Genomic DNA, 26,627 nt, shown 5'->3' with positions numbered 1-26,627 from the left:
CGTTCACCGGCCGGTGCCTCCGTAGACGACGGCCTCGCCGTCGGTGGAGTCGAGCCCGAAGGCGCTGTGCACGGCGCGGACGGCGTCGTCGAGCTGGTCGACGCGGGTGACGACCGAGATGCGGATCTCGGAGGTGGAGATCATCTCGATGTTGATGCCCGTGTCCGAGAGCGCCTTGAAGAACGTGGCGCTCACGCCCGGGTTGGAACGCATGCCCGTGCCGACGAGGGAGAGCTTGCCGATCTGGTCGTCGTAGCGCAGCGACTCGAACCCGACGGAGTCGCGGATGCGGTCGAGCGCCTTGGCGGCGGCCTGCCCGTCGGTCTTGGGCAGGGTGAAGGAGATGTCGGTGCGACCGCTCTCGACCGCCGAGACGTTCTGCACGATCATGTCGATGTTCGCGCCGGACTCGGCGACGACGCGGAAGATCTCCGCGGCCTTGCCCGGGTTGTCGGGCACACCGACGACGGTGATCTTGGCCTCGCTGCGGTCGTGCGCGACGCCGGAGATGATGGGAGCCTCCACCTTCTCTTCTCCTTCTTCGTTGCGATCGGTGATGAGCGTGCCGGGCTTGTTCGAGAACGACGACCGCACGTGAATGGGGATTCCGTACCGGCGGGCGTACTCGACGCAACGCAGGTGCAGGATCTTCGCGCCACAGGCCGCCATCTCGAGCATCTCCTCGGTGGAGATCTCGGTGATGCGACGGGCGGAAGGGACGATGCGCGGGTCGGCGGTGAACACGCCGTCGACGTCGGTGTAGATCTCGCACACGTCGGCCTCGAGGGCCGAGGCGAGCGCGATGGCGGTGGTGTCGGAGCCGCCGCGACCCAGCGTGGTGATGTTCTTCGTCTCGTGGCTCACGCCCTGGAACCCGGCGACGATCGCGATGTGCCCCTCGTCGAGGGCATTGCGGATACGGCCGGGCGTGACCTGGATGATCTTGGCCTGACCGTGCTTCTCGTCGGTGATGAGCCCTGCCTGTGAGCCGGTGAACGACTGCGCGGTGTGCCCGAGAGTGGCGATCGACATGGCGACCAGCGCCATCGACATCCGCTCGCCGGCGGTGAGGAGCATGTCCATCTCGCGCAGCGGAGGCAGCGGGCTGACCTCCTGGGCGAGATCGATGAGTTCGTCGGTGGTGTCACCCATGGCGGATACGACGACGACCACGTCGTTGCCGGCCCGTCGGGTCTCGACGATGCGGCGCGCGACCCGCTTGATGCTCTCGGCATCGGCGAGTGACGAGCCGCCGAACTTCTGGACGACCAGAGTCACGAGTGTCTCCACTGCTGGCGATTCGGATGCTGACCACGATCAGCGTGATGGCCACCCGAGTCTACCGATCTCGACAGGTGGGCAGATTCACGACCGCATGGCGGGCGAGGTGGTGGTTTCACGGGGGTTCGGGATGGGGCGCGCGACTGGGATCGCCTCGGCCGCACGACTGTTCGGGTCAGCGGTGGAGCGCGTCGAACTGGGCCTCGGCGACCGTCTCGTCGTCGGCGTCCATGCGGATGTGGCCGAGGATCGACTGCAGGACCCGAAGTGCGCTCGACGCCCGCGAGCCCCACGTGGCGAGGTAGCTGAACTGCCACCACCACAGTGCCTCGGTGAGCTCGCCGTCGGCGTGATGCCGCAGCCCGTGGAGCAGGGCGGCGCAGATGTCGGCGAGGTCGTCGGAGACGCGCGAGCGCGCGCACTCGGTCGTGGTGAGGGGGTCGATGACCTCGGCGTAGTCGTCGAGACCGGTGAAGAGTCCGGCGAGCTGCAGGCGCAGGGACTCGACGTCCTCGTCGCTGCCGAGGTCGGGCTCGAAGCGGCGGGCAGGCACGACGTCGGTGATGGCGCCCAGCCGGGTGCCGGTGACGAGGACCTGGCTGAGGGCGAGCGAGAGCACGGGCAGCGCCGATTGGGGCACCGCTCCCCCGGCGACCTCGCGGACGACGGAGAGGAACGCGCGAGCCTCGGCGGCGGTCTCCTCGCACAGGAGCTCGAGGTCGGGGTCGACCTGTTCGACGTTGCGAGCGGCGGGGCGGGTGGCGTCAGGCATGGAGGAGCCTCCTTCCTTCGAAGGCACGCCCGAGAGTGATCTCGTCGGCGTACTCGAGATCGCCTCCGACCGGGAGCCCGGACGCAAGGCGGCTGACTCGCACCCCGACGGTCTTGAGGATGCGGCCGAGGTAGGTGGCCGTGGCCTCCCCCTCGAGATTGGGGTCGGTCGCGATGATGACCTCGTCGACGGTGCCGTCGGCCAGCCGCGACAACAACTCGGTGATGCGCAGATCGTCGGGGCCGACACCCTCGATGGGGCTGATCGCGCCGCCGAGCACGTGGTAGCGCCCACGGAACTCGCGGGTGCGCTCGATGGCGACGACGTCCTTCGGCTCTTCGACGACGCAGATCGCGCTCGGATCGCGGCGCGGGTCGGCACAGATGCGGCACTGCTCGGACTCCGCCACGTTTCCGCACACCTCGCAGAACCGCACCGTGGCCTTGACCTTCTCGAGGGCCTGCGCCAACCGCGTCACGTCCTCCTCGTCGGCGGTGAGGATGTGGAACGCGATGCGCTGGGCACTCTTGGGACCGATCCCGGGCAGCCGCCCGAGTTCGTCGATGAGGTCCTGCACTGCGCCTTCGTACACGCCCCACAGCCTACGTGGCCGCAGCGACAACCCTTCGGGAACGAGGTGCGCAGGGGTGCCGACGAGGGAATCGGGTGAGTGCAGACATCGTCGGCGCCGACCCGCGGATCGAGGCATCCGTGCACGTCAGCATGGGCGTGCAGACCCCTTAAGACATCGATGCACGCCTTGAACACAGAGCGCACGTCGTCTGCGACCTGCATCGATCACGCAACCCGTGCACGGACGCCGAAGTCTGGGCTCATGCACGCTCAACGTCGTCGAACCCGGCCTCCCGCTCCCGACGCAGGCCGTCGACACTCCCCCCACGCCCTGAGTCATCCGTGCACCCCTCGAGCACACAGAACACGCCGTGGACGACGTGCATCCTGCACCCAACCCGTGCACGGATGCCTGGAGCCTCGTCGCACCGCGCTCGTCCACAACCGGCCGTCCGCCGACACGCCGTCCACAGGACGAGGGTCAGCGCGCTCGTCGCCTCCTTGAGAGCGGATGGACTGAGTGCATGGATTCGCTTCTCGCCGAGCTCGTCGCCGCTCGGGCCGGGGTCGTCACCGTGCGGCAGTTCCGAGAGTGGGGCGTGCACCGTGCGGCGGTGGCTGCCGCCGTACGCGGCGGGGAGCTGCTGCGCGTCGGTAGGGGCGCGTACACCACTCCGGCAGGCAACGTCACGCCCGAGGAAGCGCACCTTCGTCGGGCGCGAGCCGTGCTCGACATGCTGCCACCCACGACCGTCCTCACCCACCATTCCGCGCTGGCGTACTGGGGGCTGCCCACGTACGACGCGGATCTGCGGATCGTTCACGTCGGCCGCGTCGAGAAGCCGAGCGTCAATCGAGCCTCGGGACGCAGGTGGCACCGTCTGCAGGCAGGCACGCCGCTGGATCATGAGGACCCGGTGCAGGCCGTCGCGGTTGCACCGGAGATCGCAGCGGTTCAGGTCGGGCTCTCGTCTCCGCGTGCCTATCTCGTCGCGGCAGACAGGGCTCTGCGCAACGGGGTCGCCGACCTCAACGCCGGCCGGGCTCTCCGGGGTGCGACGACGACGACACGACTCCAGGCCGGCGTGTCTCTTCATCGTTCGAACCGGGGTGTGGCCGGAGTCCGGCGAGTGCTCGACCTCGCCGACCCGCGGTCGGAGTCGGCGGGCGAGAGTCTGCTGCGCCACGACCTGCTCGCCCTCGGGTTCGCGGTCGAGCCACAGCACGTCGTCGAGCTCTCCGTGCAGCGTCGCTACCGGGTCGATCTGCGCATCCGCGGTAGCCGGGTGGTCTGTGAGTACGACGGCGAAGAGAAGTACGAAGGCAACGATGCGCGCGAGCGGGCGCGAATCCGTGTGGCCGAGCGCGAACGGGAACGGGATCTGAGACGGCTCGGCTGGAGAATCGCTCGCTTCACCAAGCACGATCTCGGCCGGTACGAAGTCATCCGTGAGCGGGTCGAGGAGGCGAGGTGATCCGGTGACCGTAGAGGTCGGCGCTGCATGGGCGATGTCGCGCTCGCGTCGCCGAGTCGAGGATCCCGAGGATGCGGCCGGAGGCGCACGTCACCTCCGGCGTACGGATGGCGGGCGAACCGCGCCCGGCTCAGGCTGCGGGCTTGGCCGGTCGCACGTTGTACTCGTCGACTCGCTCCTGGCCGGTGATGGCGGCGATGGCGTCCATGACCTCGTCGGAGATCATGCGGCGGGCCTTGCCCTTGGCGACGCCGTCGAAGCGGCCCGTGAAGTCGAGGGGGCGACCGAACCGGACGGCGACCCGTGCGGGGCGGACGAACCGCGAGCCGGCGGGCTGGATCTTCTCGGTGCCTCGCACTCCCACGGGCACGACCGGCGCTCCGGACTCGAGCACGAGGTGGCCGACACCGGTGTGGCCCCGGTAGAGACGCAGGTCGCGAGAGCGGGTGCCCTCGGGATAGATACCGAAAGCGCCGTCGCGAGAGAGGACGCCCAGGGCGAGTTCGAGCGACTTGTGCGCGGCCCGAGTGTCATCGCGGTCGACGGGGATGGCGCCGGCGATGCCGTCGAAGAACAGCCGGTTGATGCGCCCGCGCAGGCCATGACCGGTGAAGTACTCCGACTTTGCGAGATAGGAGATCTGCCGAGGAGAGGCCGCCGGAATGACGATGCTGTCGAAGAACGAGATGTGATTGCTCGCGATGATCACGGGCCCGTCGAGAGGGATGTTCTCGATGCCGGAGACGTCGGGCCGGAACGCGGCACGCAACAACGGCTTGGACACGGTTCGCGCGAGTCGGTAGTACACGGTTCTCCCACTCCTCGGGCTCAGGGGCAGTTCACTCTACGTGCGCGGATCCGAGGGTGCGCCACTGCGCGTCTCCGTCCGCACCCAGGCCGTGGTGCGCGCACGACGCCGCCAGACGATCACGCAGAGCGGACCAAGGCCATCGGACCTCTCGTCTTCTCACACGGAGGTGTCAAGTGCCACAGCCACGGACGAGCAGCGAGGTGACCGAATCCGCCTCTCCCTCCGCCGGTGGCGACGATGGCCGCCCGGACGCCTGTGGAGCCGACGTGCCCGGGCAGCGAGGCGAAAGGGGCGGGCCGTCACCCTCATCGAGGGACGATGACGGTCAGCAGGCCTGGCTCCGCGTCAGCCCTCTTCCTCGGCGATGACGACGCCGCCGAGAACCGTGGCGATGACGGGCTGGCCCACCGCGCCGGCGTCGACGATGTCCTCGTCGTCGGCGCTCACCTCGTCGTCGTGGTTCTGTGCACGCGGGGGTACGGCGGCGTCGTGGGAGTCCTGTCGCTGGCCACCGCGTCTCGCAGCCCGGATGGCCTCGCGAGCCTGCGCCGCGCCGGGATGGACGCGTCGCGGGGGCGCTTCGACAGCAGACGCGTCGGAGCCGGCCGCGTCGGCACCCGGACGGGCTGGTGCGGGGGCCGAGCGAGATGCTCCCGCCGATCCGGCGCCGCCAGCCCGTCCGGGGGCGGAGCGAGATGCTCCCGCCGATCCGGCGCCGCCGTGATGGTCGTTCTGGGTCGCACCGAGGTTCTGAGACGCCGACCCTGCCGGCGCGACGCCGTCGGAGCCGCCGTGCGTGCGGGGCGCACCGGGGGCGACGGCCGCGCGAGCGTCGCCTGCGCCCGTGCCGCGCCCGCCGAATCCGGGGTCGGGTGGGAGGGATTCCTCGTCCGGAGGAATGTCGTCGTCGGTGAGCGGAGGTCGCTCGTCGGTCGACGGCTGATGTTCAGTGGAACGGCTGGGCACCCCAGGCGGGGCGTCTCCGCCGCCCCGGTTCCGGCCCTCGGGGTGCGATGCGTGATCGCCTACTCGATCCGGCAGGCCACCCGATACGCCCGCCTCATGGCCGGCCGCTTGCCGAGGCATAGTTCCTGCAGCGCCACCGTCAGAGTGGCCACGGCCGGCGTCGGAGGGCACCCCGCCCGGTTGCCCGACGTTGGCGGGCGGAGCATCCGATGCCCGCATGCCGCTGCGATCCCCTGTGCCGGAGTTGTCAGCAGGCACCGGGGCAGGGCCGGCACTCCCTTCGCCGGCAGGCCCGTCGATGCCGGCCCGCTCACCGCGTCGAGAGTCGCCGCGCCCGCCTGCCGCCCCGGCCTCTGGCGCTGGACCGTGATGGGGTGGGCGCGCACCCGACCCGCCGGACCGGGGCCCGTCACCGGGTCGGCCACCGCCTGACGGGCCGACTCCCCCCGGGCCTCCGGGGCGTCCGCCGTCGCCGGGCTCGTCGCCGCCGCGAGGTCGACCACCCCCGCGGGCCGCCGGAGCGTCGCTGGCCGGGATGCCCTCGACGCGCGTGTCGATGCCCAGCGCCTCACTGAGAGCCTGGCGCACCACCTCGCCGTGCGGACCGTTGCGGAACGTCGTCGCGAGGCCCTTGGTCGAGAGCCCGAGGAGCAGCCGGTTGCCGTCGTAGTCGAGCACCTGGGCGTGCTCGGACAGGAAGGTCCACGTGACCCGCCGGATGTTGAAGATGCGTTGCAGCACATCGGGCCAGTTGCGGCGGATCATCTCGGTGTCGACGCCACCGCGCGGACCCGTCGCCCCTGCGTGGCCGGGCGCACCACTGGTGTCCCGGTCGACGGGCCTCTGACCACCCGCCGAAGGCCCGTGCGGGCCTTGTCCTCGTTCCTGCTCGCCCTGGGCCGGAGCACCTGGCACCTGGCCACCGCGCCGCGTTTCACCCTGTCTCGCCTCGGCGCGTTCGACGGCACCGCCCGTTTCGCCACCGCCCTGACCGGGCCGTTGCCCACCGGCTCGTGCTTCGGCACCGCGACCGGGAACACCCGGCTCTTCACGTCCGTGACGGCCGGCACCAGGACCACCGGATCGGCCGGGCGCCTCGGCGGCCGCGCGGCCGCCACCGGTCACGTCACCGCGGCCGTGAGGACGGCCCGCTTCGTCGTCCCGCGCGTCAACACCGCGCGCCTCGTCACCGCGTCGCTCGACCTCGCGCGCCGCGTCCTCGCCGGCGCCCGCCGGCGCGCTCGAGGCAGCGGGAGGCATGAACCCGTGCGGCGGAGCGGAGGTCGCGATGCCACCCCCGACGTCGAGCCGGCGTTCGAGCCGGTCGAGCCGGGCGGCGTACCCGTGTTCACCGGAGCCGGTCGGCAGCAGCAACCGCGCGCACAGCAACTCGAGCTGCAGGCGCGGGGAGGTCGCACCGGTCATCTCGGTGAGCCCGGCGTTGATGACGTCGGCCGCGTACGACAACTGCCCTGGACCGTATGCCCCGGCCTGCTGCCGCATGCGCACGATCTGGTCGTCGGGCAGCCCACGCAGCACGGCGGCCGTGTGTGCCTCGGCGTCGGGTGACTGGCTCACCGCCGAGAGCACGATGAGGTCGCGGAACCGTTCGAGCAGGTCCTCGACGAACCGGCGCGGATCCTGCCCCGTCTCGATGACCCGGTCGATCTGCCGGAACATGCCGGCCCCGTCGCCGGCGGCGATGGCATCGACGCACGCGTCGAGCAACTCGCCCTCGGTGAACCCGAGTAGCGCGGCGGCGCCGGCGTACGTGAGTCCGTGCTCGTCGGAACCGGCGATGAGCTGGTCGAGCACCGAGAGCGAATCGCGCACCGAGCCTCCGCCGGCACGCACGACGAACGACAGCACGCCCGGTTCGACCGCGACACCCTCGCGCTCGCAGAGCTGCTCGAGGTAGTCCTGCAGCCGCGCCGGCGGCACGAGCCGGAACGGGTAGTGGTGGGTACGCGAACGGATCGTGCCGATGACCTTCTCGGGCTCGGTGGTGGCGAACACGAACTTCACGTGCTCGGGCGGCTCCTCGACGATCTTGAGCAGGGCGTTGAAGCCCTGCGGCGTGACCATGTGCGCCTCGTCGATGATGTAGACCTTGAACCGCGACTGGGCCGGCCCGTAGGCCGCCTTCTCGCGCAGGTCACGGGCGTCGTCGACGCCACCGTGAGAGGCCGCGTCGATCTCGATGACGTCGACGCTGCCCGGGCCGCCCGTCGCGAGGGCCCGGCAGGAGTCGCATTCACCGCACGGCGTGGGCGTGGGCCCCTGCTCGCAGTTGAGACACCGAGCGAGGATGCGTGCCGAGGTGGTCTTGCCGCAGCCCCGCGGGCCGCTGAACAGGTAGGCATGGCCGATGCGCCCGCTGCGCAACGCCTGCATGAGCGGCTCGGTGACGTGCTCCTGCCCGATGACCTCGGAGAAGTCCTGCGGGCGGTAGCGGCGGTACAGGGCTGTGGTCACGAAGCAGAGGCTATCGGCCCCCACCGACAACGGTTGGTCTCCGTGTGGACGACGGGTGCGCCCGTGGTCACGGGTGTGAACCCACCGGGGCGGCGCGTGCACCGCGCCGCGTGCTCTCGCTCGGACAGGCGGCTTGCACCGGCTTCGCTGGGCGCAAACGGCCTGTCCGGGCGAACCACCCCACCTGTGCCACTCGCGCCGGGGCATGAGAGGACCCCCCGCGTACCTGGAAGAGCTCACTTACCCTTGCTGCATTCCTGCCCTGGGGGAGTTGGGTGAGGTACCACCACGCGGGGGGCCGTCCATCACTGTAGTCGAGCACTCCCCCGGGCGTGAAACGCGTCGTCGACGGGCTCGGGGGCCGTGGAGGTCACCGCACGCGCGTCAGGGTGCCCTTGCCGTCGAGGGTGACGACGGCGGTCTTCGATCCCACGGTGAAGGTGTACGTCGTGGTCGAGCCGCTGATGACGGGCTTGACCGCGACCGGCGTCGATCCGGGAGCGGCGACGATGGCGGTGACCATGGCGGCCGAGGCTCCCTTCTGCGTCACGGTGGCGACCGGGGCCTTGTACTTGTGGAAGTAGTCGGTCCACTGCCAACCCTGGATGGGCTTGGTCGAGCCCTTGACCTGCCCGAAGGGTGCCTGCTTGGCCCCGGCTGCGGGGAGCTGCAGCAGGGTCGTCGTCACGTTGCCCTTCGACGCGGTGGCGCGAGTGCCGCTGGTCCTGAGCGACACGTCGTAGGGCAGGTGCCAGTACTGCGTGAACGTCGTCGGCTTGTACGAGGTGGCCTTGTCGAACGCGACGACGATGTCGGGGTCGGAGAGCACGATGATGCTGCGGCTGCGGTTCGTCTTGAGGTAGGGCGTGTCGGAGAACTGGTAGAAGTCGGCCTTGTCGGCGATCTTCGAGCGCACGAGCTTGGTGGCCGACCCGTTGCGCATGCCGGCGACGACGAGCTGGTTGTGGGCCTCGGGGCCGATGTAGTGCAGGCGCCACGCGTCCTGGTTGTACGAGCCCGTGCCCGTGTCGGCGAGGATCGAGCGGCCCTGGGTGTTCCACGTGATGGCGGTGTGGTCGCTGTGGCCGTGACCGGCGCGCAGGGGGCCGAAGCGCAGGGCGTAGGCCGACTCCTGCGACTGTGTGCGCCCCCGGGTGCCCCAACCGGAGCGGCCGAAGACGTAACCGGCGTTGTAGATCTTCACGCGCTGGGCAGGCGGAGCACCGGCCTTGCCGTCACTCGTGATCCACTGCGCGGCGGGGGTGAGCTCGCCCTGAGGCCGTTCGATCTGGGTGTCGCCGAGCTGCTGGTAGGTGCCGTCGGGCTTGAGGGCGAAGTCGAGGAAGGTCTGCAGACCGGCGCGGCGACTCTGAATGGTGCGGGCAGCGGGCGTACTGATGTTGCATCCGGTGAGGGCGTTGCCGACGTAGCCCCACAGCGCGTAGTTGTAGCGCGCGTAACCGACGGCCTGCTCGTTGTTGGCGCCCTGGGAGTCGATGACCCGCGTGATGTCGGCGCTCAGCTTGCCGACGCCGTAGGTGACGTGGTCGCGGCGCCCGAGGGTGCAGCCGACGCCGAGCACGGCGAGGGTCTGCTCGGTGCCGACGTTGTGGTCCTTCCACGTGTTCTTCTTGAGCCACTCCGCGTGCTGCAGCAACGAGGCGTCGAGCCACTTGGGTGCCGGTCGGCCGAGCTCGGCCAGACCGTCGCGCAGGCACATCATGAAGTCGGCGCGCGTGTGGGTGGCGTTGCCTGCGCCGGGGCCCGTGGGCCAGGGGTACTTGTTGTCGCGGACCCAGTCCTGCGTGATGACGAGGGCCTTGTCGATCGCCTTCGGGTCGCGCAGCTTGGTGATGCCGCGCGTGGACTTGTCGATGTACGCGCCGGTCCAGTTGAGGGTGTGGAAGAGCGTCTTCCAGGAATCCTGACGGTAGGGGTCGAGCTTCCAGTTGATGTCGTGCATGCCGTTGCCGACCTTGGTGCGCTTGAACGTGTTCCAGGTGAAGCGGTCCTGGTCGAGGTCGGTGACCGGGTTGCTGTAGTTCATCAACCCGTAGCCGCGACACGGGTACCCGCCGCCGGTCGCCGGTGCGGCCGATGCCGAGACATCTTGTACCGAGACAAGTGTGGTCGCGACGAATGCCGCAGTCATGGTGGCCGCCAGCGCGGCAGTACGTCGACGCACGATCGTGGTCCCTTCCGTGGGTGTGCTCGCGCCCGGGTCCGTCCGGGAGCACGTTCCTATCGACCCTCATCGCGAGGTTCTGACACAACCGGGTGCGCGACTGGACGGTCGTGTGACCGGGACGCGGCTCACCCGACTGCGCAGAACGCGAACGGCCCCCGGCATGGCGCCGGGGGCCGTTCGCGATCGCTGGCGACGTCAGCGGATGAAGTCCATGAGGGAGGGCTGGATGACCTTGGCCGAGGCCGAAAGGGCGGCCTGGTAGGCGTTGGACTGGATCGAGAGGTCCATGGCGGCCTTGAGGAAGTCGGTGTCCTCGACCTTGGACAGGGCGATGGTGGAGGCGTCGTTCTGCTTGCCGTTGAGCGACTCGAGACTCTGGAGGCGGTTGACGCGAGTACCCACGGTGGCCTGCACGTTGAGGATGTTGGTGCGCAGCGTGTCGACGGCCTCGAGGCCCGCGCGCATCCCGGCATCATCGCCGCTCTCGATCGCCGCGGCGAGCTTGTCCAGGTCACCGGTGCCCTTCACGAGGGCGTTGCCGAAGGCCTCCTGGCCGTTGACGCCGACGTTCATCTGACCGGCCGTGCCCGGCGAGTCATTGACCTGGCGCAGCACCGGCAGCGTGTTGCCCTGGAAGTTGCCGGCGGCGTCGAAGGCGTTGGCGTTCGGCGTCGTGCCGCCGAAGAGCGGCTGACCCGCGTACTGGCTGTTGGCCTGCTGGAGCAGACCGCCCCGCAGCTCCTTGATCTCGGCGGCGATCGCCTTGCGCTCGTTCGGGCCGAGCGTGCCGTTCAGCGCGGCGAGGGTCTGGGTGCGCATGCGCACCGTCATGTTCGCCGTCTGCGTCAGCGCGTCGTCGGAGGCCGTGAGGCGCGCGAGCCCGTCGGTGATGTTGGCGCCGAACTGCTCGAGCTGGCTCTGTTCCGCGCGGAACCGCAACGCGGACACGGTGCCTACCGGGTCGTCGGACGGCCGGCTGATGCGTTTGCCCGTGGTGAGCTGCTCCTGCGTGCCCTGCAGGCGCGACAGGCTGGTGTTGAGACCGGCGAGTTGAGTCCGGTTCATCGAGTTCTGTGTGATGCGAAGTGACATGTCGCTACCCCCGTCAGCGCTTCATGTTGATGAGCGTGTCCAGCGTCTGATCGATGGTCGCGATGAACTTCGCCGCGGCGCTGAACGAGTGCTGGAACTGGATCATGTTGGTCATCTCCTCGTTGAGGGAGACGCCGGAGACGTTGTCGCGCGCGTCCTCGGCCTTGCGCACGACGTTCTGCTGGACCTGGACGTTCCGGTTGACCGACTGCGTCTGCACACCCAACTGGACGACCATCGCCTTGTAGGTCTCGTCCGGACCGGCGGCGTCGCGCAGGTGAGCGGCCATCGCCATGGCGTTCTCACCGTCGAGCGACGGGGGCGTGCCCTTCGGGTTGCCCTTGGAAACGGCGATCGAGTTGGGGACCGCTGCGGCATCGACGCGAATGTTGCGGGCGGTGATCGTCCCACCACCTTCGGCGACGAAGAGGGGCGCGCCCTTGTCGCCGGTGACCGTGTAGCCGGCCTCCTGCTGGTCGTTGACGGTCTTGGCGAGCTGGCTCGCGATCGCGTCGAACTGCTTCATGTACGACGGGATCGTCTCGTTCATGCTCGTGAGCTGACCGGCGACACGACCTGACGGAATGCCCGCGTCACTTCCGTCGGCCCAGACAACCTGGACCTTTCCGGGCGTCGATCCATCGGCCGGGTAGGCGCCGCCGTTGGGGTCCGCGACCTTCAGCTCGTTGGCCTTGATGCCGTCCACGAGCTTCTTGTCGCCGATGTACACGTCGACGGCCTGGCTGTTGAACGGCGAATCCTGGTCGAGTTCGGCCGGGCGAACGGTGGCGCCGGTGAGCTCGGAGATCCGCGAGATGAGCAGGTCGCGCTGGTCGAGCAGTTCGTTGCTCGGCACCTTGGCGATGTCGTTGTTGCGGATCGCGGTGTTGAGCTTGGCGACGTCCTCGGCCATCTTGTTGATGTCGGTGATGTTGGCCGAGAGCTCCGAGCCGGTGTCCTGCCACTGCGTGGACATCGAGTTGGCCATCTGGTTGAGCTGGCCGGCGACGTTGCGTGTGTTCTCGAGTGCGAGCGCGCGGGGTGCCTCGTTGGCGACCGCGGGGCTGTTGCCGGCGCCGCCGAAGGCGTTCCACATCTGCTGCAGCTTCTTCTGCAGGCCGGTGTCGCTCGGTTCGCTGACCGTGCGCTCGACGGCGGCCATGGTCTTCTGCAGCTCTTCGAGGTTGCCCAGGGCGGCGTTCGCGTTGTTGGCGCGGGCGACGAGGAACTGGTCGGTCATCCGGGTGACGCCGGTGACCCGCACGCCTTCGCCGGTGCCGTCGTACTTGGACCAGAAGGCGGGGACTCCGGGGCCACCGATGGATTCGAGGTCGACGCGCTGACGCGCGTATCCGGGCGTGGCGGAGTTCGCGATGTTCTGACCGGTGACGTCCAGGCCGCGCTGGGCGGCATGGATCGCGGACGTGCCGATGTGCAATCCGCTGAACGCTGCAACCATGGTGGGTGTTCCTCATCCGTGAGTCGTGGGCGGGCGATGCCGCCCGGGTCGGCGGTTCGGGTCAGGTGTCCGAACGGCCTGGCTTCCTATCGGAGACCGCCCCGGCGACCTGAAGAATGTCGTCGATGCCGTCTGGCGGTCCCTGCGCGCGCACCGTCCGTGGCGCGCGGAATCGTCTGTGTTCAGACCGAACTGTCGAGATACAGCGAGATGGCGCTGGAGCTCTTCGGTCGGCCGTTCTGCCGCTCGAGGTGGGCGAGATCGCTCTCGGTGGCGGCGAGCTGGTACTGGACGAACGTCGAGAGCAGTTGAATGCGGCTCGTCAGGTGTGTGACCCGATCGGCAAGCGGTGCCGGCAACGGGCCGAGGTCCGTCGGCGGCTCCCACTGGGGAACGACCGTTGCGGTGCCGCTGCGCACGGCCTCCTCGTGGGCGTCGAGCTCGTCCTCGATCTGCGTGAGGGCCTGCTCCCAGGCGGCGAGGCTCACGACTCTCCGTTGGAGACACGCGCGACCTGGTGCCACGCGTCGGCGAGAGGTTCGAGTACCTCGCGCACGTCGACGACGCGCTGGAGGTTCTTCTCGATGTTGGCGTTCATGAGCATGTCGATCGACCACTCGTAGAGGCGCTTGAGGTTCTCCCCCTCCTTCCACACCGAGGTGTCGAGGGTGGAGTGGAACTCGCAGAGGATGTCCTGCGCATGGGTGAGGGCGTTGTGCACGCCCTGGATGTCACGTTCCCCCAGGCCCGCCTCCGCATCCTTGAGGTCCTTGAGCAGCCGGTCGTACAGCATCGTCACGAGCTTGGCGGGCGATGCGGTGGTGACGGCCTCGCGGGCGTACTGGTTGCGGAGGTGGGACTGGGTGGTCATGCGCGTGTCCTGTTCGTCGTGACCGGTCAGCCGGTCGGGAGCGTGGCGAGCTGACTCTGCAACCAGGAGCCCTGCGATTGGAGCTTGCCGAGCATCGACTCCATGGCCTGGAACTGCGCGGTGAGGGTCTGCTGCCGCAGATCCATTCGGTCGTTGAACCGGGTGATCTGAGCCGAGTAGTCCTTGATCAGGGCGTTCTGGCTGTTGATCTGCAGGGTGATGAGGCCCTTGTCGGTGTCGGTCGCCTGCTTGCTCACCTCGCCGAGCTTGCTCGCAAAGGCGTCGACGCTTTTCTGCGCGACGACCGGGTCCTTCGCGTACGCCTCGGCGAACTTCGCCTTGTCGAACGTGATCGTGCCGGCCTTGTCGATGGAGATGCCTGCGGCCGCGGGGAGTGCGCTCGAGGAGCCGACCACGGCCTCCCGAATGCGGTTGGTCAGGTCGCGCGTGGTGGCGTCTCCGACGAAGGGGCCCGACAGCTCTGGCTTGTCCTTGTTGTAGCCGCTGTTGATCTTGATGTTCGACAAGGCCTCGTTCGCGGCCTTGACGAGCTCCTCGATCTTGGTCGACATGCCGTCGACGTCGCTCTTGAGATCCACCGTGACCTGCGTGGCGGGGTCGGCCTTGACCGGGCTGATCGTCACACCCGGCAGTAGGTCTTTGAAGTCCCTGGTGGACGACGTGACCTCGTAGCCGGAGGCCGGGTCACCGATGTGCAGGACGGTGTCCTGCCCCTTGGCGACGGTGGCGAAGTTGCCGAGCACGTCGGCGACGACCGGCGGCGTGGTCCCGTTGGTGACGTTGACGTTGCTCTGCGCACCCGTGCTGGCCGAGGTGACCTGCAGCTTGTAGGTGCCCGTCGCGACCTGCACCATCGTGGCCTTGACGTCGGTGCCGCCCTGCTGGTTGATGGCAGCGACGACATCGACGAGCTTGGCATCGGGGCCGACCTTGATGTTCGTCGTCTTGCCCGCGACCTCGACGTTGAAGTCGAAGGCCGCGCCACCGTTGACGACATCGGTGGCGGCGAACGACTTGTCGCCGAGCACGGTGCCCGCCTGAGCAAGGCTCTTGACCGAGAACGTCAGGGTTCCGGCCTGTGCCTTGTCACCGGCGGTGACCTTGGCGATGTCGGTGTTGCTGCTCGTCGCCGCGACGCTGTTCCACACTGGCTTGTCGATGACCGAGGTCGGGACGAACTTGGCGGCGGCGTCCGCCACCGCCTTCATCTTGCCGTTGAGACTCGTGTAGGCGTTGACGAGGGCCTGCGCACTCGTCTTACCGGCGGTGTACTGCTTGCCGGCGAGCCGTTCCACGCTCATGAGCTGCTGGACCATCGAGGCAGTGTCGATGCCTGAGCCCAATCCGCTGATCTGCATGCCGTCTTCTCCTTCCGTGGATGAACCGAAAACCGCTCAGGGGGCGCGGGCGATCGCCCATGCCCCCTGAGGGTTGTTCAGTTGTTCAGATCAGCTCGGGTCAGCCGAGGAGACGCAGGACACCCTGCGAGCTCTGGTTGGCCTGGGCGAGCATCGCGGTGCCGGCCTGCTGCAGGATCTGCGAACGGGTGAAGTTCGTCATCTCCTTCGCCATGTCGGTGTCGCGGATGCGGCTCTCCGAGGCGGCCAGGTTCTCCGCCGACACACCGAGGTTCTTGATGGTGTGGTCGAGACGGTTCTGGACAGCACCGAGGTCGGCGCGCTGGCTCGACACGCTCTTGATAGCGGTGTCGATGGCGTCGAGAGCGTTCGAGAAGTCCGTCGCCGTAGCCGAGGCCGCCCCAAGGTCAATCTTGAAGGTCGCGGCGCCACCCGTGCCCGCAGCGAGGTTGAGGCCCGAAGCGCCCGCGCTCATGTCGCCGATCTTGACGTCCATCGTCTGGCCCTTGTTGGCACCGATCTGGAACGATACGCCAGTGGTGCCGTAGCTGCCGTCGATCAGCTTGGAGCCGTTGAACTCCGTACGGTCGGCGATGCCGTTGAGTTCCTTGGTCAGGGAGTTGAGCTCCTTCTGAATGGCCCCGCGGTCCTCTGCCGTGTTGGTGCCGTTGGCAGCCTGCACGGTGAGGGTACGCATGCGCTGCAGGATGGAGTGCGACTCGTTCATCGCTCCTTCAGCGGTCTGGATGAGCGAGACGCCATCCTGCGCATTGGCCTGCGCCTGGTTCAGCCCGTTGACCTGACTGCGCAGCTTTTCGGAGATGGCCAGACCAGCAGCGTCGTCCGCAGCGCGGTTGATGCGCAGGCCGGAGCTCAGGCGCTCCAGCGAGGTCTGCATCGAACCCTGCGTGCCCGTGAGGTTGCGGTAGGAGTTGAGTGCGGCGACGTTGGTGTTGATCTGAAGACCCATGATGATGCTCCTTCGTGGATGTGGGGTCCGGGTCGCCTTCCTTGGCGATCCCGAGGCGCCACCCGTTTGGATGACGCCAGTCGAGGCGAATTGCCCCGGCGTGATGCCGGGTCAACCGGTGCCCGACACCCAACCCATCGGACGATCAACCACCACCTGAAGGTGTTCGTCCAGAATTATCTTCAGCGACGCGAGCATGCCTGCACCGCAGGCGATTTGGCCGGGGATCTTCTCCTCAGAGCGGCTGCGATCTCAGGGCCGGGTGCCCGACTGAGCTCCAGTTCTGCCGCCAGCTCAGGGATGTGGCCGCGGTCATGCTCGAGAAGCACGTCGATCAATCCATCGGTCGGCACGTCCGATGCCAGATTCAGAAGCAGGTCGCCGAATTTTCGACGTATTACCCCCTGCGCAGCCATCAGGTTGACCAGCGATGATGCGGCTTCTAAGTTTTGGCCTTCTGCGATGGCCGCCCACATCAGGTCTTCCAACAGAATACGCGGGCCAACAACGACCCCAAGAGAGCTAGCGATCACTCCGACACCGCGGAGCAGGCAGAGTGCTCGGCTGGTGTCACCCAACGCGGTGGCCATGGTCGCCTCCAGCCAGTCGCAATAGCCGGCCCGCGAGACGCCTTCCGACCGTAGTTGCCTAAGGACTGCCTCCGCGTCCGAGAACTGCCCCACCTGAATCAGCGTCTCGACCAGCAGTTCTCCACCAAAGGCACGGTAGCTGGTAGATACGGGCTGCAGCCAAGCAGCTCGCAGGTCGCTCAGCGCGCCGCCCACGTCGCCCAGGGCCCGCTTGGTACGGGCTCGGTCCACGAGTGCCTGGACATATGCTGGGAGATCTTCCGTCGACTGCAGGTCGCGCACCGCGGCGTCTGCAAGTTTCAGATTGCGGTCGAACCGCAACGGGTTCTTGGCTTGATCTCCGTAACCGTGATGATCGATGTAAACAACCGAGCGTGGAAGGTCGGCAGCGACGGGCCGCTCAGGGCTTCGCAGACTCACGATGGTCTCATGAACGCGACCGCGCCAACGGCAGCGGCCCGGACGATGCAGACGAATCGATTCGTGGGCTTGCAACTCCACCCCTCCGCGCACGTCCGCGACCGCCACTAGCAACGCGTCCGCGCCATACAACTCCGCTGTAAGTGCCGATCGCAAGGCCGATTTGAATCTCACCGGGTCGAGCACGACGATGCGTTCATCAGCATCGAGTGTTAAAACCCACTTGGACGCACACATGGCGGATGCCGCGTTCCTCGCGCGAGCAAAATCATCATCCCAGTAGCCGCGCTCGACGCGGGCACCGGCAGCCTCCGCGACCTCGATGGTGCGATCCGTCGAGCCGGTGTCGTAGACACAGATCTCCGACATGAGATCACCGAGGGCCCGTAGTGAATCCAAGCAGCCTGGGAGGTTGGCTTCCTCATCCTTGACGATGAGGGCGGCTGCAAGCAGAGGAGTCTCCATGCCCTCTCATCGGCTACCCCCGAGAGCTCATGAGCCCGGGGCTTCTGTCACGGAACCAGCGACCGCGCGGGCCGCCCCGACGACATCCTCCAACACGAGCGCGCTGATGCGATCATATTCGTCGTGCGAACCCGAACGGAGCCCGTTGTAGGTCGATCCGTAGAACTGCCGAGCGAAAATGGGGCCGCGCCCAGCATACGACTCACCGGAGTGAAAATCCGGAAGGAAGTAGTGAGATGGGTAGACGGTCAGAGGGTACGCAAACTCCCGCCACACATTCGTCGTCACCACCGGACCCGTGGTCTTCCATGCACGATCAAACGTCACGGAAGGCGCGTCTTTTATGCGCATCATAATGGCCGCAATGTAGGGGGAGCGGGGCGCTGCACCCATCACCCCGTTAGCCAGTAGCCCCGGCAGGTGGATCTCGTTACTCCAGCATGTGAAATCGTCCGGCTCGAGAAGCCAGGGCTCGAGGGGGCGGACGCACATGGAGTCCGCATCCAGCGCGATACCCCCGAACTCATACAACAGTTCATACCGCATGAGGTCGGCCACTCCACACAACTCGTACCGACTCATTTGACGCATATGTGCAGCATTCACCCAGCTTCGCGAAGCCAGATCATCGTTGCCCCACACGCGAATTTCATAGCCCGGATTCAGCTTACGCCAGGACTCGATACACCCATCGGGGCGCTTGGAATTATCGCCGATCCACACGAAGTGGAGAATCTGAGGCGTACTCAATCGGCACCTTCGATCTTCAGGAGCAGCGGGTCGTCAGGCCCGACCACCAAGGGGTCCAACGAAGGTTGCAGGGCAGAATGTTCGGCTTCACCCGGTCGACGCATGAGCACGTGATACAAATGCCCGTGGGCTGCAACGTCCTCCACGGATACCGATTCCCCTTGCCTTTCGCCCCGCAGAATGCTGAACGTCCAACCATCCTTGGCCAACTCGGCCAGCAGGGAAACGAATGGCCGCCAGTCGTCGCCCATGCGAGAGGCGATGCACTCGAACACAACCGCTCGAATACGGCGATCCGCCAGCAATTGGGACATTCCTCGAAAAACACGGAGCTCGTGTCCCTCAACATCGATCTTGACAAGCGCCAACTCCCCGTCGCCTTCGAGTATGTCGTCCAACCTGAACACCTGCGTCTGCTCGATATAAGATCCGCGGCCTGAGACGCCCGTTGTCATTTGCGAGGTGCCGACCGAACCGACCGAAGCCAGCCCTCCCCAGCATGGGTGGCTCTTGATGTACTCCAACTCATTACTATCGCCGATCGCGCACTGGTGCAGCGAGACCCTCGGCCCCAACCAGTTCGATTCGACATTGTCACGCAAGAAGTCGAAGTTGGCAGAGACCGGCTCGAACGCGAAGACCCTTCCTTTGTCACCCACGAGGTGGCCGAGCATCGTCGTAAAGACTCCGATATTGGCGCCGATATCTACAACGACGTCCCCTGGCAAGATGCTCGAAATGAGGAAATCAGCCAGTTCGCGCTCGAATTTACCGCTCGCCACGAGCTGCGGCACGATGCTCATTTCTCGCGATGGGCAGTAAAGGTGGAACCCCCATGCGGTCGTGACGAGCAGCCGCCCCTCGCCGACGTAGACGGCGCTGTGCTCTGCCATCCATGTCCTCCTCGTCGCTACGGCCCCGCTGTGGGGTGTTCGCTTGGCCCCGCTCTGCCTCCTATCGACGCTGGGCGTCCATGCGTGAGCTGGCCACCAAAACCAAGTGATCCGCGTACGGCCCATGGCCTGCACGTGCCCCTCTCCGGATGGAGAAGATCCTCACCTTCTTGCACCCATCCGCTACGTCACCGCAGACCTCAGGAACAACCGCGACTCTCCGTCGGATCTCGCCGCCCGCGATAGGGAATGATGCGAGGGATCACCGCAGCCAGATCAGGACGAAGGGACCACATCATGGCCACCAGCAGCGGCACGCACCTCGCACCCCCGCAGAACGGGCTCGGCACGGCGGGGCTCGTCCTCGGCATCATCTCGCTGGTGATGGCGCTCATGCCGGTCGTCGGGGTGACGGCGATTCCCCTGGCGCTGATCGGTCTCGGCCTCTCGATCGCCGGCCTGTTTCGCGCTCGCGCCGGGCGCGCCACGAACTTCGGGTCCGCGATGGCCGGACTGATCCTGTCGTCGCTGGCCGCACTCGTGGGAATCATCTGGATGATCCTCGCTATCGTCGCCGCCAGCTCTCTCGACGGATCCTCGGAGAACTCGGCTGGTAAGGGCGGCGACGCGGCCGATACCGCCCAGGTCAGGAGCGGCGAAGAGGCTGCCTCCGACAAGGAGGTGAAGCTCGGGAAGGCCATCGTCATCGACGACTTCAAGGGCCAGGGGAATGCCTCCCTCACCGTCGACAAGGTGCAGGACGACGTCAAGTCCGACAACGGGCTCATCAAGCCTGCGGAGGGCAACAAGTTCGTGTCTGCCCACGTCAAGGTGACCAACGTCGGCTCGACCACGTACACCAACCTCAGCTGGTACGGCGCCAAGGTTTACACCAAGCAAGGTCAGGCGTACGACGCAAACCCCATGGCCGAGCCCGCGAAGGGCCAGGCGCTGCCGCAGAACATCGACCTCAAGCCCAAGGGCACCGTCGACGGCTGGATCCTCTTCGAGGTGCCCGCCAACGCGAAGGTGGCCTCGGTCGTCTTCGATGACGCCGAGTGGACCCTCTGACCGCTGCGCCGACGACGACCCGACCACGGCTCGCAGGTCACTCTGGGCGTCGATTGCCACGCGATCACCGTGGGCGCGTCGACTCTCGTGGGCTGGACGCGCCCATCAGGGGCAGATGACCTCAGCCGAGCAGCTTCAGCAGCGTCTGCGGCACCTTGTTGGCCTCGCTGAGCATGGAGATCGACGACTGGCACAGCAGTTTCCAACGCTCCATCTGCGCCACCTCCTTGGCGAGGTCGGCGTCGCGGATACGGCTTTCTGACATCGCGAGGTTCTCGGCAGCGACCCCGTTCGCACGCGCCGTGTGGGCGTGGGCTTGACCCCGTTTGACGGACATCCGGACTGGTCAGGGTGACCTGGCGGGAGAGGATGCTGTCATGGGTGCAGCCAGGAAGAAGTTCACGCCGCAGTACCGGCGTGATGCCGCGCATCTGGTGATCGACACCGGCCGCACGATCCGCGCGGTCGCGCAGGAGATCGGGGTGGGCGAGCAACTGCTGGGCCGGTGGGTTGCTGCGGAGCGAGCCCGGGTGGATGACCCGCCGGCGGCGGTAGACATCAACGAGCGGGCCGAGCTGGAGCGGCTGCGTGCGGAGAATGCGCAGTTGCGGATGGATCGGGAGTTCTTGAAAAAAGCAGCGGCCTTCTTCGCGACGGAGAACGCGTCGAACCCGACGCCGCGTTCGCGTTGATCCACGTGGAGAAGGCCCAGCCCGCCGCGCAGCGTCCGAGCGTGGCGCGGATGTGTGAGCTGCTGGGTGTGTCCCGTTCGGGCTATTACGACTGGGCCACCCGGCATGGGACCGAGCCGGGGCCGCGGGAGCGGCGTTGGCGCCAGGTCCGCGCCCTGGTTCTTGCCGCGCACGAGGAATCAGACGGGGTTTACGGCGCCCCGCGGATCACCGCGCAGCTACGCGCCGCCGGCGAGAAGGTCTCGACGAAGACGGTGGCCAAAGCGATGCGCGCCGAAGGGATCCGAGGGGTCAGTCCGCGGCCGTGGACGCCGGTGACCACGATCAGTGGTCCCTCACCGCACGCGATCCCGGACCTGGTCGGGCGGCGCTTCGACACCGGCGCACTCAACAAGGTGTGGACCTCGGACATCACGTACTTGCCCACTGGTGAGGGGTGGCTGTACTTGTGCGCGGTCCGTGACGGCTGTTCGCGCCGCGTGTTGGGCTACGCCTTCAGCAACAACCTGCACACCGACCTCGTCGAGCAAGCCCTGCGGCGCGCGGTCACCTTCCGCGAGGGCTTCGACCGTGGGGTGATCCTGCACGCTGACCGGGGCTGCCAGTACACCTCCCAGCAGCTGCACGACGCCGCCGCCGGGCTCGGCGTGCGGCTATCGGTCGGCCGTACCGGAGTGTGCTGGGACAACGCCCAACAAGAGAGCTTCTGGGCCACGCTGAAGACCGAGTATTTCAACCGACACGAGTTCGGCACCCGTGCCGCCGCGATCCGCGGTGTGAGCGAGTGGATCGAGACCCTGTACAACCGCCGCCGGCGCCACAGCGCCCTCGGATTCATCAGCCCGGTAGCCTTCGAACACCGCAACACCACCGCGGCCCAAGCCGCTTAATCGATGTCCGTCAAACGGGGGCAACCCCAGGCGAGGACGTTCTGAGTGGCCCCCATCTCGGTGCGCCCACGGCTGACGCGCGCGATCGCGCGGTCGATGCGCTCGATGGCGTCGGAGGCTCCCGACGCCCACGTCTGGGTGATGGGATCGCCTGTCCCGCCCGAATTCGCAGGGACCCAGACGTAGGCCTCGTTGACGAGATCTCCGGTCGGACTCCAGTAGCCGTCGCTGGGAGGCGTCGTCGGTGTCGTCGTCGTGGAGCCGGCCTCCCGGGTGACGTCGATCGGGCCACCGAGCAATTCGGCTGCGTGGTACCCGCCGTACTCCGCGGGGATCTCGTCGCTGCCCGCCCTGGCTTGTGTGCGCGCAAAACTCTCCGTGTTCAGAACCGTGACCCCACCGGCACCCGGAGTCTTCGCCATGATTCCGAGATTGACGCCGATCCTGGGCTCGATATCAGGCTCCTTCCAATCCCCGATCGCGACGTCGAACGACGCGCTGAAGTTCGGATCCGCACGAAGGACATCGGCGAGTTCTGTCGCGGTCGCAGGAGGCGGATCGGGCAGGTCGACGCTCACGGTGATCGTCTCGCCGGCCGCCGTGACGTTCTGCTGGACCACGAAAGGGTTCGGAATCTTGGCGCGTTCGGCGGCGTCGTCGAGCCCCCACAACGCGTACGCGGGTGAGGTCGGCGGCACGAGCGAGGAGATCGGATGACCGATCGTCACTTCTTTCGTGTCCCCCGCATTGGCGCCGATCTGAAAGTTCTTCTTGACGAAAGTCCCATCGAGAAGTGGCATCCCGTTGAACTGCGTGCTGTCGGCAATCTGGTCGATCTGCGCCATGAGCTGATCGATCTCGGCCTGGATCTGCTGCAGGTTCTCTTTACTGTTGGTGCCGGTGGCCGCCTGCACGGCGAGGGTGCGCATCCGCTGCAGGATCGCGTGGTCCTCGTTGAGGCTGCCCTCGGCCGTCTGCATGAGGTTGATGCCGTCGTGGGTGTTGCTGACCGCCTGGCTCAGCCCGTTGACCTGCGCGCGCATGGTCTCGGAGATCGCGAGTCCCGCAGCGTCGTCGGCCGCGCGATTGATCCGCAGCCCCGATGACAACCGCTCCATGGCTCTGTCGAGACCGCTCTGGTTCGTCGTCGACGAGCGGTAGGCATTCATCGCCGCGAGGTTCTGATTGATGCGCATGCGCAGCCCGCGTCCTTTCGGATCATCGCCTTCTGCGGGCCACCGGGCCGGACACCGCACGGGTCAGCTGTCCAATCGGCCGCGATCCGACCCCCACGAGCACCCTCGTACGACCGGTCGGTCGCACGAGCACGCGACGGTCATTGCCCCGGGCTACCGCCTCACCGCCCGTACGCCACCCCGTCCATCCGCAGCGTCTGACCGTTCTTTCCCGCATGCACGACCGTGACGACATGCTTGCCCCACAGCACGGGAATCGCCTTGAGCATCTGACGCGACCGCACACGCGGGGCCTTGGTCTGGACCGTCGCGACGCGCTTGCCGTCGACGTACACCGCAGCCGGAGCACCGTTCGGGGCGGTGCCGAACCAGAGCAGCACCTTGTTCGTCGTGGGCGTCTTCGTCGTCCACGCGCTCGTGCGCTGGTGCGCGCCGTACATCGACGAGCCGATCGCGCCCGGCTCCGTGCGCAGCGTCCAGAACTTCTTCGCGCCGCCGCCCTTGACGTCGAGCGGGAACCACACCGTCGTCGGCGCCGACCACGCCGACACCCGGCGGTTCGCGACCGACTGCGCCGTGACCTCGATGACCGTGCCCGGCTTGGCGGTGATGAGGCCGTTGCGCAGCGTCGTCTCCTGCAACCACGGCCGCCACGGTGCCGACGCACGCACGTTGTTCTTCGTCAACGTCACCACGCGGTAGCGCACGTTGTGCTTGGCGTAGCTCGGAAACCCCGGAGCCGGCGACCACGTCAACGGACTCTTCCGCAGATTCACCCCGCCCGGCGCCGCCACGACCCTGGGCGCGGCCGGCTTCGTGCTCGGCGTCATCCCGACGACCCACTCGGTCTCGCCCGAGAGGGCGAACGCCTTGGGATCGGCCGAGACCGCCTGCACCTCCACCGACGCCTTGTCACCCACGGGCACCTCGACGATGGTCTGCTTCTCCGTGACCTTCACCTGCTTGCCGTCGACCACCCACGCCACACCCGGCACGTACCGCACGATGACGACGTTGGGCCCACGACCCGCGGGCTTGCCCTTGCTCGCCGGAATAGTCGCGCCACGCCGGAACGCCGGCGCCTTGCCCCGCGGCACCTCGACCGGCGACGTCCCGTCGAACGTGTGCGTCCAGCGCGTCGCCGACACCGGCAACGGAACGCCGTCCTCGTCAGCGAGACGAAAGCCCTTCTCGGCCGTCGCCGTCACGGTCACCGTGCCCTTGCCCGGCGTGACACCCGGCTTACCGGAATACTTCACCCCCGGCGTGCTGGGAATCGTCACCGTGTCGTTCGCCGAACCCTCCTCATCGGTGAACGTCGGCTCCTCCGGCTGCACGCAATCCTCGTTGGTGAGCTTGGTCTGATCGGTGCCACGGATCGCGGTGCCCTCCGCGCCGGCGAGGACCTGGGAGACGTATTTGAAGCTCCTCACCCCGTCGTCCTTGAGCACCCGCACGAGGAGATAGGACTTCGCGAGATCGGACGTGCGCCGCCACGAACCGGAGAACTCGATGTAGCCGTAGTACTTCGCCCAGTCCTCGACAGGGTCTTCCAGCTGCGGCTTGGCGGAGGACGTAGCGGCCGCCTTCCCATCGGGCAACAGTTGGAGCCAGTACCGCCCGCCGCTGTCGATGGTCAGCGAATCCACCCGTCCACATCCATCGGTGACGGTGACGAGGGGGTCATTGCTCGCGGCAGAAGCGGGCGGCGCCGCCGTCGTCGCCACGGCAGGCGCGAGGGCGACGAGCGTGACGAGGGTGGCGCGCGTGAGTCGGTGTCCCAGTCCGTGGGTCATGGCAGGTCTCTTCCGTGAGATTCGTGTGCTCCTGCCCACCTATCGGCCATCGGACGAGCGATTTCAGCGGCAGGGCGCCCCGAGCTCCTGGATCATTCGAGGTTCAGGACTTCAGTCGTGAAGATTTTGTTGCCGCGGCTTGACCATTCCGTCATCCCGGTATGAGCAGTCGCGATCGGCGGTGCCAGATACCCAGGAATGCGAGACCATCGGAGGGCGATCCGCGGTTGCAACCATCCGGTCGCAACTGCATGGTCGCTCGGCGTAGGCCGCCTGACCGGCCCACATTCAGGCGATCATGGATCAATTGGTCGTTTTGCTCTGAAGGGGGCCGTGTGTCCGCCCTACCTCCGTGCCCGTCAGCGAACCCGGGCGATGACGACCTCACGGGAGTCGTCACCCACCTCACCACGCTGACCACACGACGAGGCGCCGTCGCCCGTGACCCCAACGAGCCCGAGGTGCGGTGGCTTCTCGAGGCGGGAATTCGCGCGCTCGGCGAGGCGGTGCTCGACACGTCCTCCAATTCGTCAGGACCGGTCGCCTACTCGCACGCAAACAGTCTTTTCGACACGCTCCCCATCGAGAGGGTCATGCGCTGCTTTCGCGACATGTGTGTCGAGAGCGGCATCGATCCGGGCAGCGCCAACAAGGCGCGGCTCATCCGTCGCTGGTCGTTCGCCGCCAACTATCAGCTCGATCTCATCGCCTACCTGTTTCGCCCCGAGGTGCATATCCGCCGACTCGACGCGGCAACCGAGAGGCTCGCGCAGATCCTGCCCGACCTCACATTGCGCGAACTCATCGACGCGATCAGTGAGCAGGAATCGACCCTGACGCCGATCGCCACGGTGTATCGACTGCAGCACGTCATGCGCATGATGTTTCCCGCCGACGACGTCATCCGGCAGTACTCCGCGCGGCTCTACGACCTTCAGATCTCGCATTGGGCCGACGCCTACCGCACCGTCGCGATCGTCTACGACCTGCCGCTTCACGGCACCGGCGCGACGTTCACCGACCTCGCCACGGTGCTCGGCCTGGCCGTCGAAGGCGCGTTCGTCCGCTCCACCGGGCTGCCGCGGCATGCCATCTGCACCGACGGAACCCCTGCCGTGGTCGCCGCCGTACGATCGATCACCGCCGCCGCCGCCGGAGCCCCGTGGGCCGAACTCGCAGACCGTCGCGCGGACCTCTCACGACTCGCCTCACCCGAGGCGCTGGCGGCCATTCCGCCGTCGTAGGCGCGACGTGACAGTTGCGAGAGCGAGACGGAGAACGGCGCCTCTTGGCCAGAACGATAACTCCCCGCCGGGCAATCGGGCTCTGAGCCAACGGGCCCCGGACCAGCACATCGCCGCTCGCAGCGCGCCCCTCCCATGTGCGCAAATGCGTGACGATGCCACTCACCTGCCCCGTTATCTTTCCGTGATCTTCGGTTGAGTGCGAAACCGTCTCGGTCGGCCGTACATGAAGGCACCGCGCCCGCCCACGGCTCACGCCCGCAGCGCGCGCACACTCTGGATCACCCGGCGTGTCTCACGGACGAGCC

General features: G+C 67.3%; 22 protein-coding genes and 1 other RNA gene. 4 read left to right on the top strand and 19 right to left on the bottom strand.

Annotation, left to right across the window (positions count from 1 at the left end; genetic code table 11):
- Positions 1–3: 3 nt before the first annotated feature.
- The 3 genes from BN1197_RS10715 to recR all read right to left on the bottom strand — a co-directional run bounded on the left by BN1197_RS10715 (position 4) and on the right by recR (position 2,645).
- On the bottom strand, positions 4–1,278 hold the full coding sequence (locus BN1197_RS10715) for an aspartate kinase (protein ID WP_040159356.1): 1,275 nt from the start codon (positions 1,276–1,278) through the stop codon (positions 4–6).
- Positions 1,279–1,456: 178 nt separating this feature from the next.
- Entirely contained in the window at positions 1,457–2,053 is a 597-nt protein-coding gene (locus BN1197_RS10710) for a DUF5063 domain-containing protein (protein ID WP_040159353.1), read from the bottom strand.
- On the bottom strand, positions 2,046–2,645 hold the full coding sequence (gene recR, locus BN1197_RS10705) for a recombination mediator RecR (protein ID WP_040159351.1): 600 nt from the start codon (positions 2,643–2,645) through the stop codon (positions 2,046–2,048). Before recR ends, BN1197_RS10710 begins: the two co-directional genes overlap by 8 nt.
- A 505-nt stretch (positions 2,646–3,150) precedes the next feature.
- Between recR and BN1197_RS10700 the strand changes: the two genes are divergently transcribed.
- Positions 3,151–4,101: a type IV toxin-antitoxin system AbiEi family antitoxin domain-containing protein gene (locus BN1197_RS10700; protein ID WP_040159349.1), complete on the top strand. Its 951-nt coding sequence runs from the start codon at positions 3,151–3,153 to the stop codon at positions 4,099–4,101.
- Positions 4,102–4,231: 130 nt separating this feature from the next.
- Here the strand turns inward: BN1197_RS10700 and BN1197_RS10695 are convergent, their stop codons facing one another.
- The 13 genes from BN1197_RS10695 to BN1197_RS10635 all read right to left on the bottom strand — a co-directional run bounded on the left by BN1197_RS10695 (position 4,232) and on the right by BN1197_RS10635 (position 19,430).
- Complete coding sequence (locus BN1197_RS10695) at positions 4,232–4,909, bottom strand: lysophospholipid acyltransferase family protein (RefSeq protein WP_040159347.1); 678 nt, start codon at positions 4,907–4,909, stop codon at positions 4,232–4,234.
- A 348-nt stretch (positions 4,910–5,257) separates the two neighbouring features.
- Complete coding sequence (locus tag BN1197_RS10690; RefSeq protein ID WP_052466517.1) at positions 5,258–8,353, bottom strand: DNA polymerase III subunit gamma and tau; 3,096 nt, start codon at positions 8,351–8,353, stop codon at positions 5,258–5,260.
- Positions 8,354–8,559: 206 nt separating this feature from the next.
- Positions 8,560–8,656: signal recognition particle sRNA small type (gene ffs, locus BN1197_RS10685), an RNA gene on the bottom strand.
- Between the two features lie 67 nt (positions 8,657–8,723).
- Positions 8,724–10,538, bottom strand: coding sequence for a heparinase II/III domain-containing protein (locus BN1197_RS10680; RefSeq protein WP_040159345.1), 1,815 nt, complete (start codon positions 10,536–10,538; stop codon positions 8,724–8,726).
- A 198-nt stretch (positions 10,539–10,736) separates the two neighbouring features.
- Entirely contained in the window at positions 10,737–11,633 is an 897-nt protein-coding gene (flgL, locus tag BN1197_RS10675; protein ID WP_040159343.1) for a flagellar hook-associated protein FlgL, read from the bottom strand.
- Positions 11,634–11,646: 13 nt separating this feature from the next.
- Complete coding sequence (flgK, locus tag BN1197_RS10670) at positions 11,647–13,092, bottom strand: flagellar hook-associated protein FlgK (protein ID WP_040159341.1); 1,446 nt, start codon at positions 13,090–13,092, stop codon at positions 11,647–11,649.
- Between the two features lie 182 nt (positions 13,093–13,274).
- Positions 13,275–13,580 (bottom strand): hypothetical protein, encoded by a 306-nt coding sequence (locus BN1197_RS10665; RefSeq protein WP_040159339.1) that lies wholly within the window; start codon positions 13,578–13,580, stop codon positions 13,275–13,277.
- A complete protein-coding gene (gene fliS / locus BN1197_RS10660) occupies positions 13,577–13,963 on the bottom strand; it encodes a flagellar export chaperone FliS (RefSeq protein WP_040159337.1) in 387 nt (128 codons plus the stop codon). The genes BN1197_RS10665 and fliS overlap by 4 nt, the downstream gene beginning before the upstream one ends.
- Before the next feature lie 26 nt (positions 13,964–13,989).
- Positions 13,990–15,342 (bottom strand): flagellar filament capping protein FliD, encoded by a 1,353-nt coding sequence (fliD, locus tag BN1197_RS10655; protein WP_040159334.1) that lies wholly within the window; start codon positions 15,340–15,342, stop codon positions 13,990–13,992.
- A gap of 100 nt (positions 15,343–15,442) precedes the next feature.
- Positions 15,443–16,312, bottom strand: a complete 870-nt coding sequence (locus tag BN1197_RS10650; RefSeq protein ID WP_040159332.1) for a flagellin N-terminal helical domain-containing protein — start codon at positions 16,310–16,312, stop codon at positions 15,443–15,445.
- A 182-nt stretch (positions 16,313–16,494) separates the two neighbouring features.
- The gene (locus BN1197_RS10645; protein ID WP_052466514.1) at positions 16,495–17,787 is read right to left on the bottom strand and encodes a glycosyltransferase family 2 protein; all 1,293 of its coding nucleotides are present in this window, start codon (positions 17,785–17,787) and stop codon (positions 16,495–16,497) included.
- Between the two features lie 27 nt (positions 17,788–17,814).
- On the bottom strand, positions 17,815–18,537 hold the full coding sequence (locus BN1197_RS10640; RefSeq protein WP_082043804.1) for a glycosyltransferase family 32 protein: 723 nt from the start codon (positions 18,535–18,537) through the stop codon (positions 17,815–17,817).
- Complete coding sequence (locus tag BN1197_RS10635) at positions 18,534–19,430, bottom strand: FkbM family methyltransferase (RefSeq protein WP_052466511.1); 897 nt, start codon at positions 19,428–19,430, stop codon at positions 18,534–18,536. The genes BN1197_RS10640 and BN1197_RS10635 overlap by 4 nt, the downstream gene beginning before the upstream one ends.
- A gap of 297 nt (positions 19,431–19,727) precedes the next feature.
- Between BN1197_RS10635 and BN1197_RS10630 the strand changes: the two genes are divergently transcribed.
- A complete protein-coding gene (locus tag BN1197_RS10630) occupies positions 19,728–20,501 on the top strand; it encodes a DUF4190 domain-containing protein (protein WP_052466509.1) in 774 nt (257 codons plus the stop codon).
- Positions 20,502–20,622: 121 nt separating this feature from the next.
- Here the strand turns inward: BN1197_RS10630 and BN1197_RS10625 are convergent, their stop codons facing one another.
- A complete protein-coding gene (locus BN1197_RS10625) occupies positions 20,623–20,838 on the bottom strand; it encodes a flagellin (protein ID WP_040159330.1) in 216 nt (71 codons plus the stop codon).
- A 40-nt stretch (positions 20,839–20,878) separates the two neighbouring features.
- Between BN1197_RS10625 and BN1197_RS10620 the strand changes: the two genes are divergently transcribed.
- Positions 20,879–22,083, top strand: a protein-coding gene (locus tag BN1197_RS10620; RefSeq protein ID WP_095999898.1) for an IS3 family transposase whose coding sequence is annotated in 2 segments (ribosomal slippage) — positions 20,879–21,131 and positions 21,131–22,083 — 1,206 coding nt in all. Because the reading frame shifts where the segments join, the coding sequence is not laid out codon by codon here.
- On the opposite strand, the gene BN1197_RS10615 is transcribed toward BN1197_RS10620, so the two are convergent.
- Entirely contained in the window at positions 22,080–23,279 is a 1,200-nt protein-coding gene (locus BN1197_RS10615) for a flagellin N-terminal helical domain-containing protein (protein ID WP_052466507.1), read from the bottom strand. The two genes, BN1197_RS10620 and BN1197_RS10615, sit on opposite strands and share 4 nt — an antisense overlap.
- A 161-nt stretch (positions 23,280–23,440) precedes the next feature.
- Positions 23,441–25,075, bottom strand: a complete 1,635-nt coding sequence (locus BN1197_RS10610; protein WP_040159325.1) for a hypothetical protein — start codon at positions 25,073–25,075, stop codon at positions 23,441–23,443.
- Between the two features lie 335 nt (positions 25,076–25,410).
- Between BN1197_RS10610 and BN1197_RS10605 the strand changes: the two genes are divergently transcribed.
- A complete protein-coding gene (locus tag BN1197_RS10605) occupies positions 25,411–26,319 on the top strand; it encodes a hypothetical protein (RefSeq protein ID WP_040159323.1) in 909 nt (302 codons plus the stop codon).
- Positions 26,320–26,627: the final 308 nt, after the last annotated feature.

The organism is Mobilicoccus massiliensis (assembly GCF_000826525.2).
Classification (GTDB): Bacteria; Actinomycetota; Actinomycetes; order Actinomycetales; family Dermatophilaceae; genus Mobilicoccus; species Mobilicoccus massiliensis.
This window is presented reverse-complemented; position numbering and strand designations above follow the sequence as displayed.

Coding starts and splice junctions, on each gene's coding strand:
- BN1197_RS10710 (WP_040159353.1), bottom strand. CDS start 2,053: ATGCCTGACGCCACCCGCCCCGCCGCTCGCAACGTCGAACAGGTCGAC.
- BN1197_RS10700 (WP_040159349.1), top strand. CDS start 3,151: ATGGATTCGCTTCTCGCCGAGCTCGTCGCCGCTCGGGCCGGGGTCGTC.
- flgL (WP_040159343.1), bottom strand. CDS start 11,633: ATGTCACTTCGCATCACACAGAACTCGATGAACCGGACTCAACTCGCC.
- flgK (WP_040159341.1), bottom strand. CDS start 13,092: ATGGTTGCAGCGTTCAGCGGATTGCACATCGGCACGTCCGCGATCCAT.
- fliS (WP_040159337.1), bottom strand. CDS start 13,963: ATGACCACCCAGTCCCACCTCCGCAACCAGTACGCCCGCGAGGCCGTC.
- fliD (WP_040159334.1), bottom strand. CDS start 15,342: ATGCAGATCAGCGGATTGGGCTCAGGCATCGACACTGCCTCGATGGTC.
- BN1197_RS10650 (WP_040159332.1), bottom strand. CDS start 16,312: ATGGGTCTTCAGATCAACACCAACGTCGCCGCACTCAACTCCTACCGC.
- BN1197_RS10645 (WP_052466514.1), bottom strand. CDS start 17,787: ATGGAGACTCCTCTGCTTGCAGCCGCCCTCATCGTCAAGGATGAGGAA.
- BN1197_RS10635 (WP_052466511.1), bottom strand. CDS start 19,430: ATGGCAGAGCACAGCGCCGTCTACGTCGGCGAGGGGCGGCTGCTCGTC.
- BN1197_RS10630 (WP_052466509.1), top strand. CDS start 19,728: ATGGCCACCAGCAGCGGCACGCACCTCGCACCCCCGCAGAACGGGCTC.
- BN1197_RS10625 (WP_040159330.1), bottom strand. CDS start 20,838: ATGTCCGTCAAACGGGGTCAAGCCCACGCCCACACGGCGCGTGCGAAC.
- BN1197_RS10615 (WP_052466507.1), bottom strand. CDS start 23,279: ATGCGCATCAATCAGAACCTCGCGGCGATGAATGCCTACCGCTCGTCG.
- BN1197_RS10610 (WP_040159325.1), bottom strand. CDS start 25,075: ATGACCCACGGACTGGGACACCGACTCACGCGCGCCACCCTCGTCACG.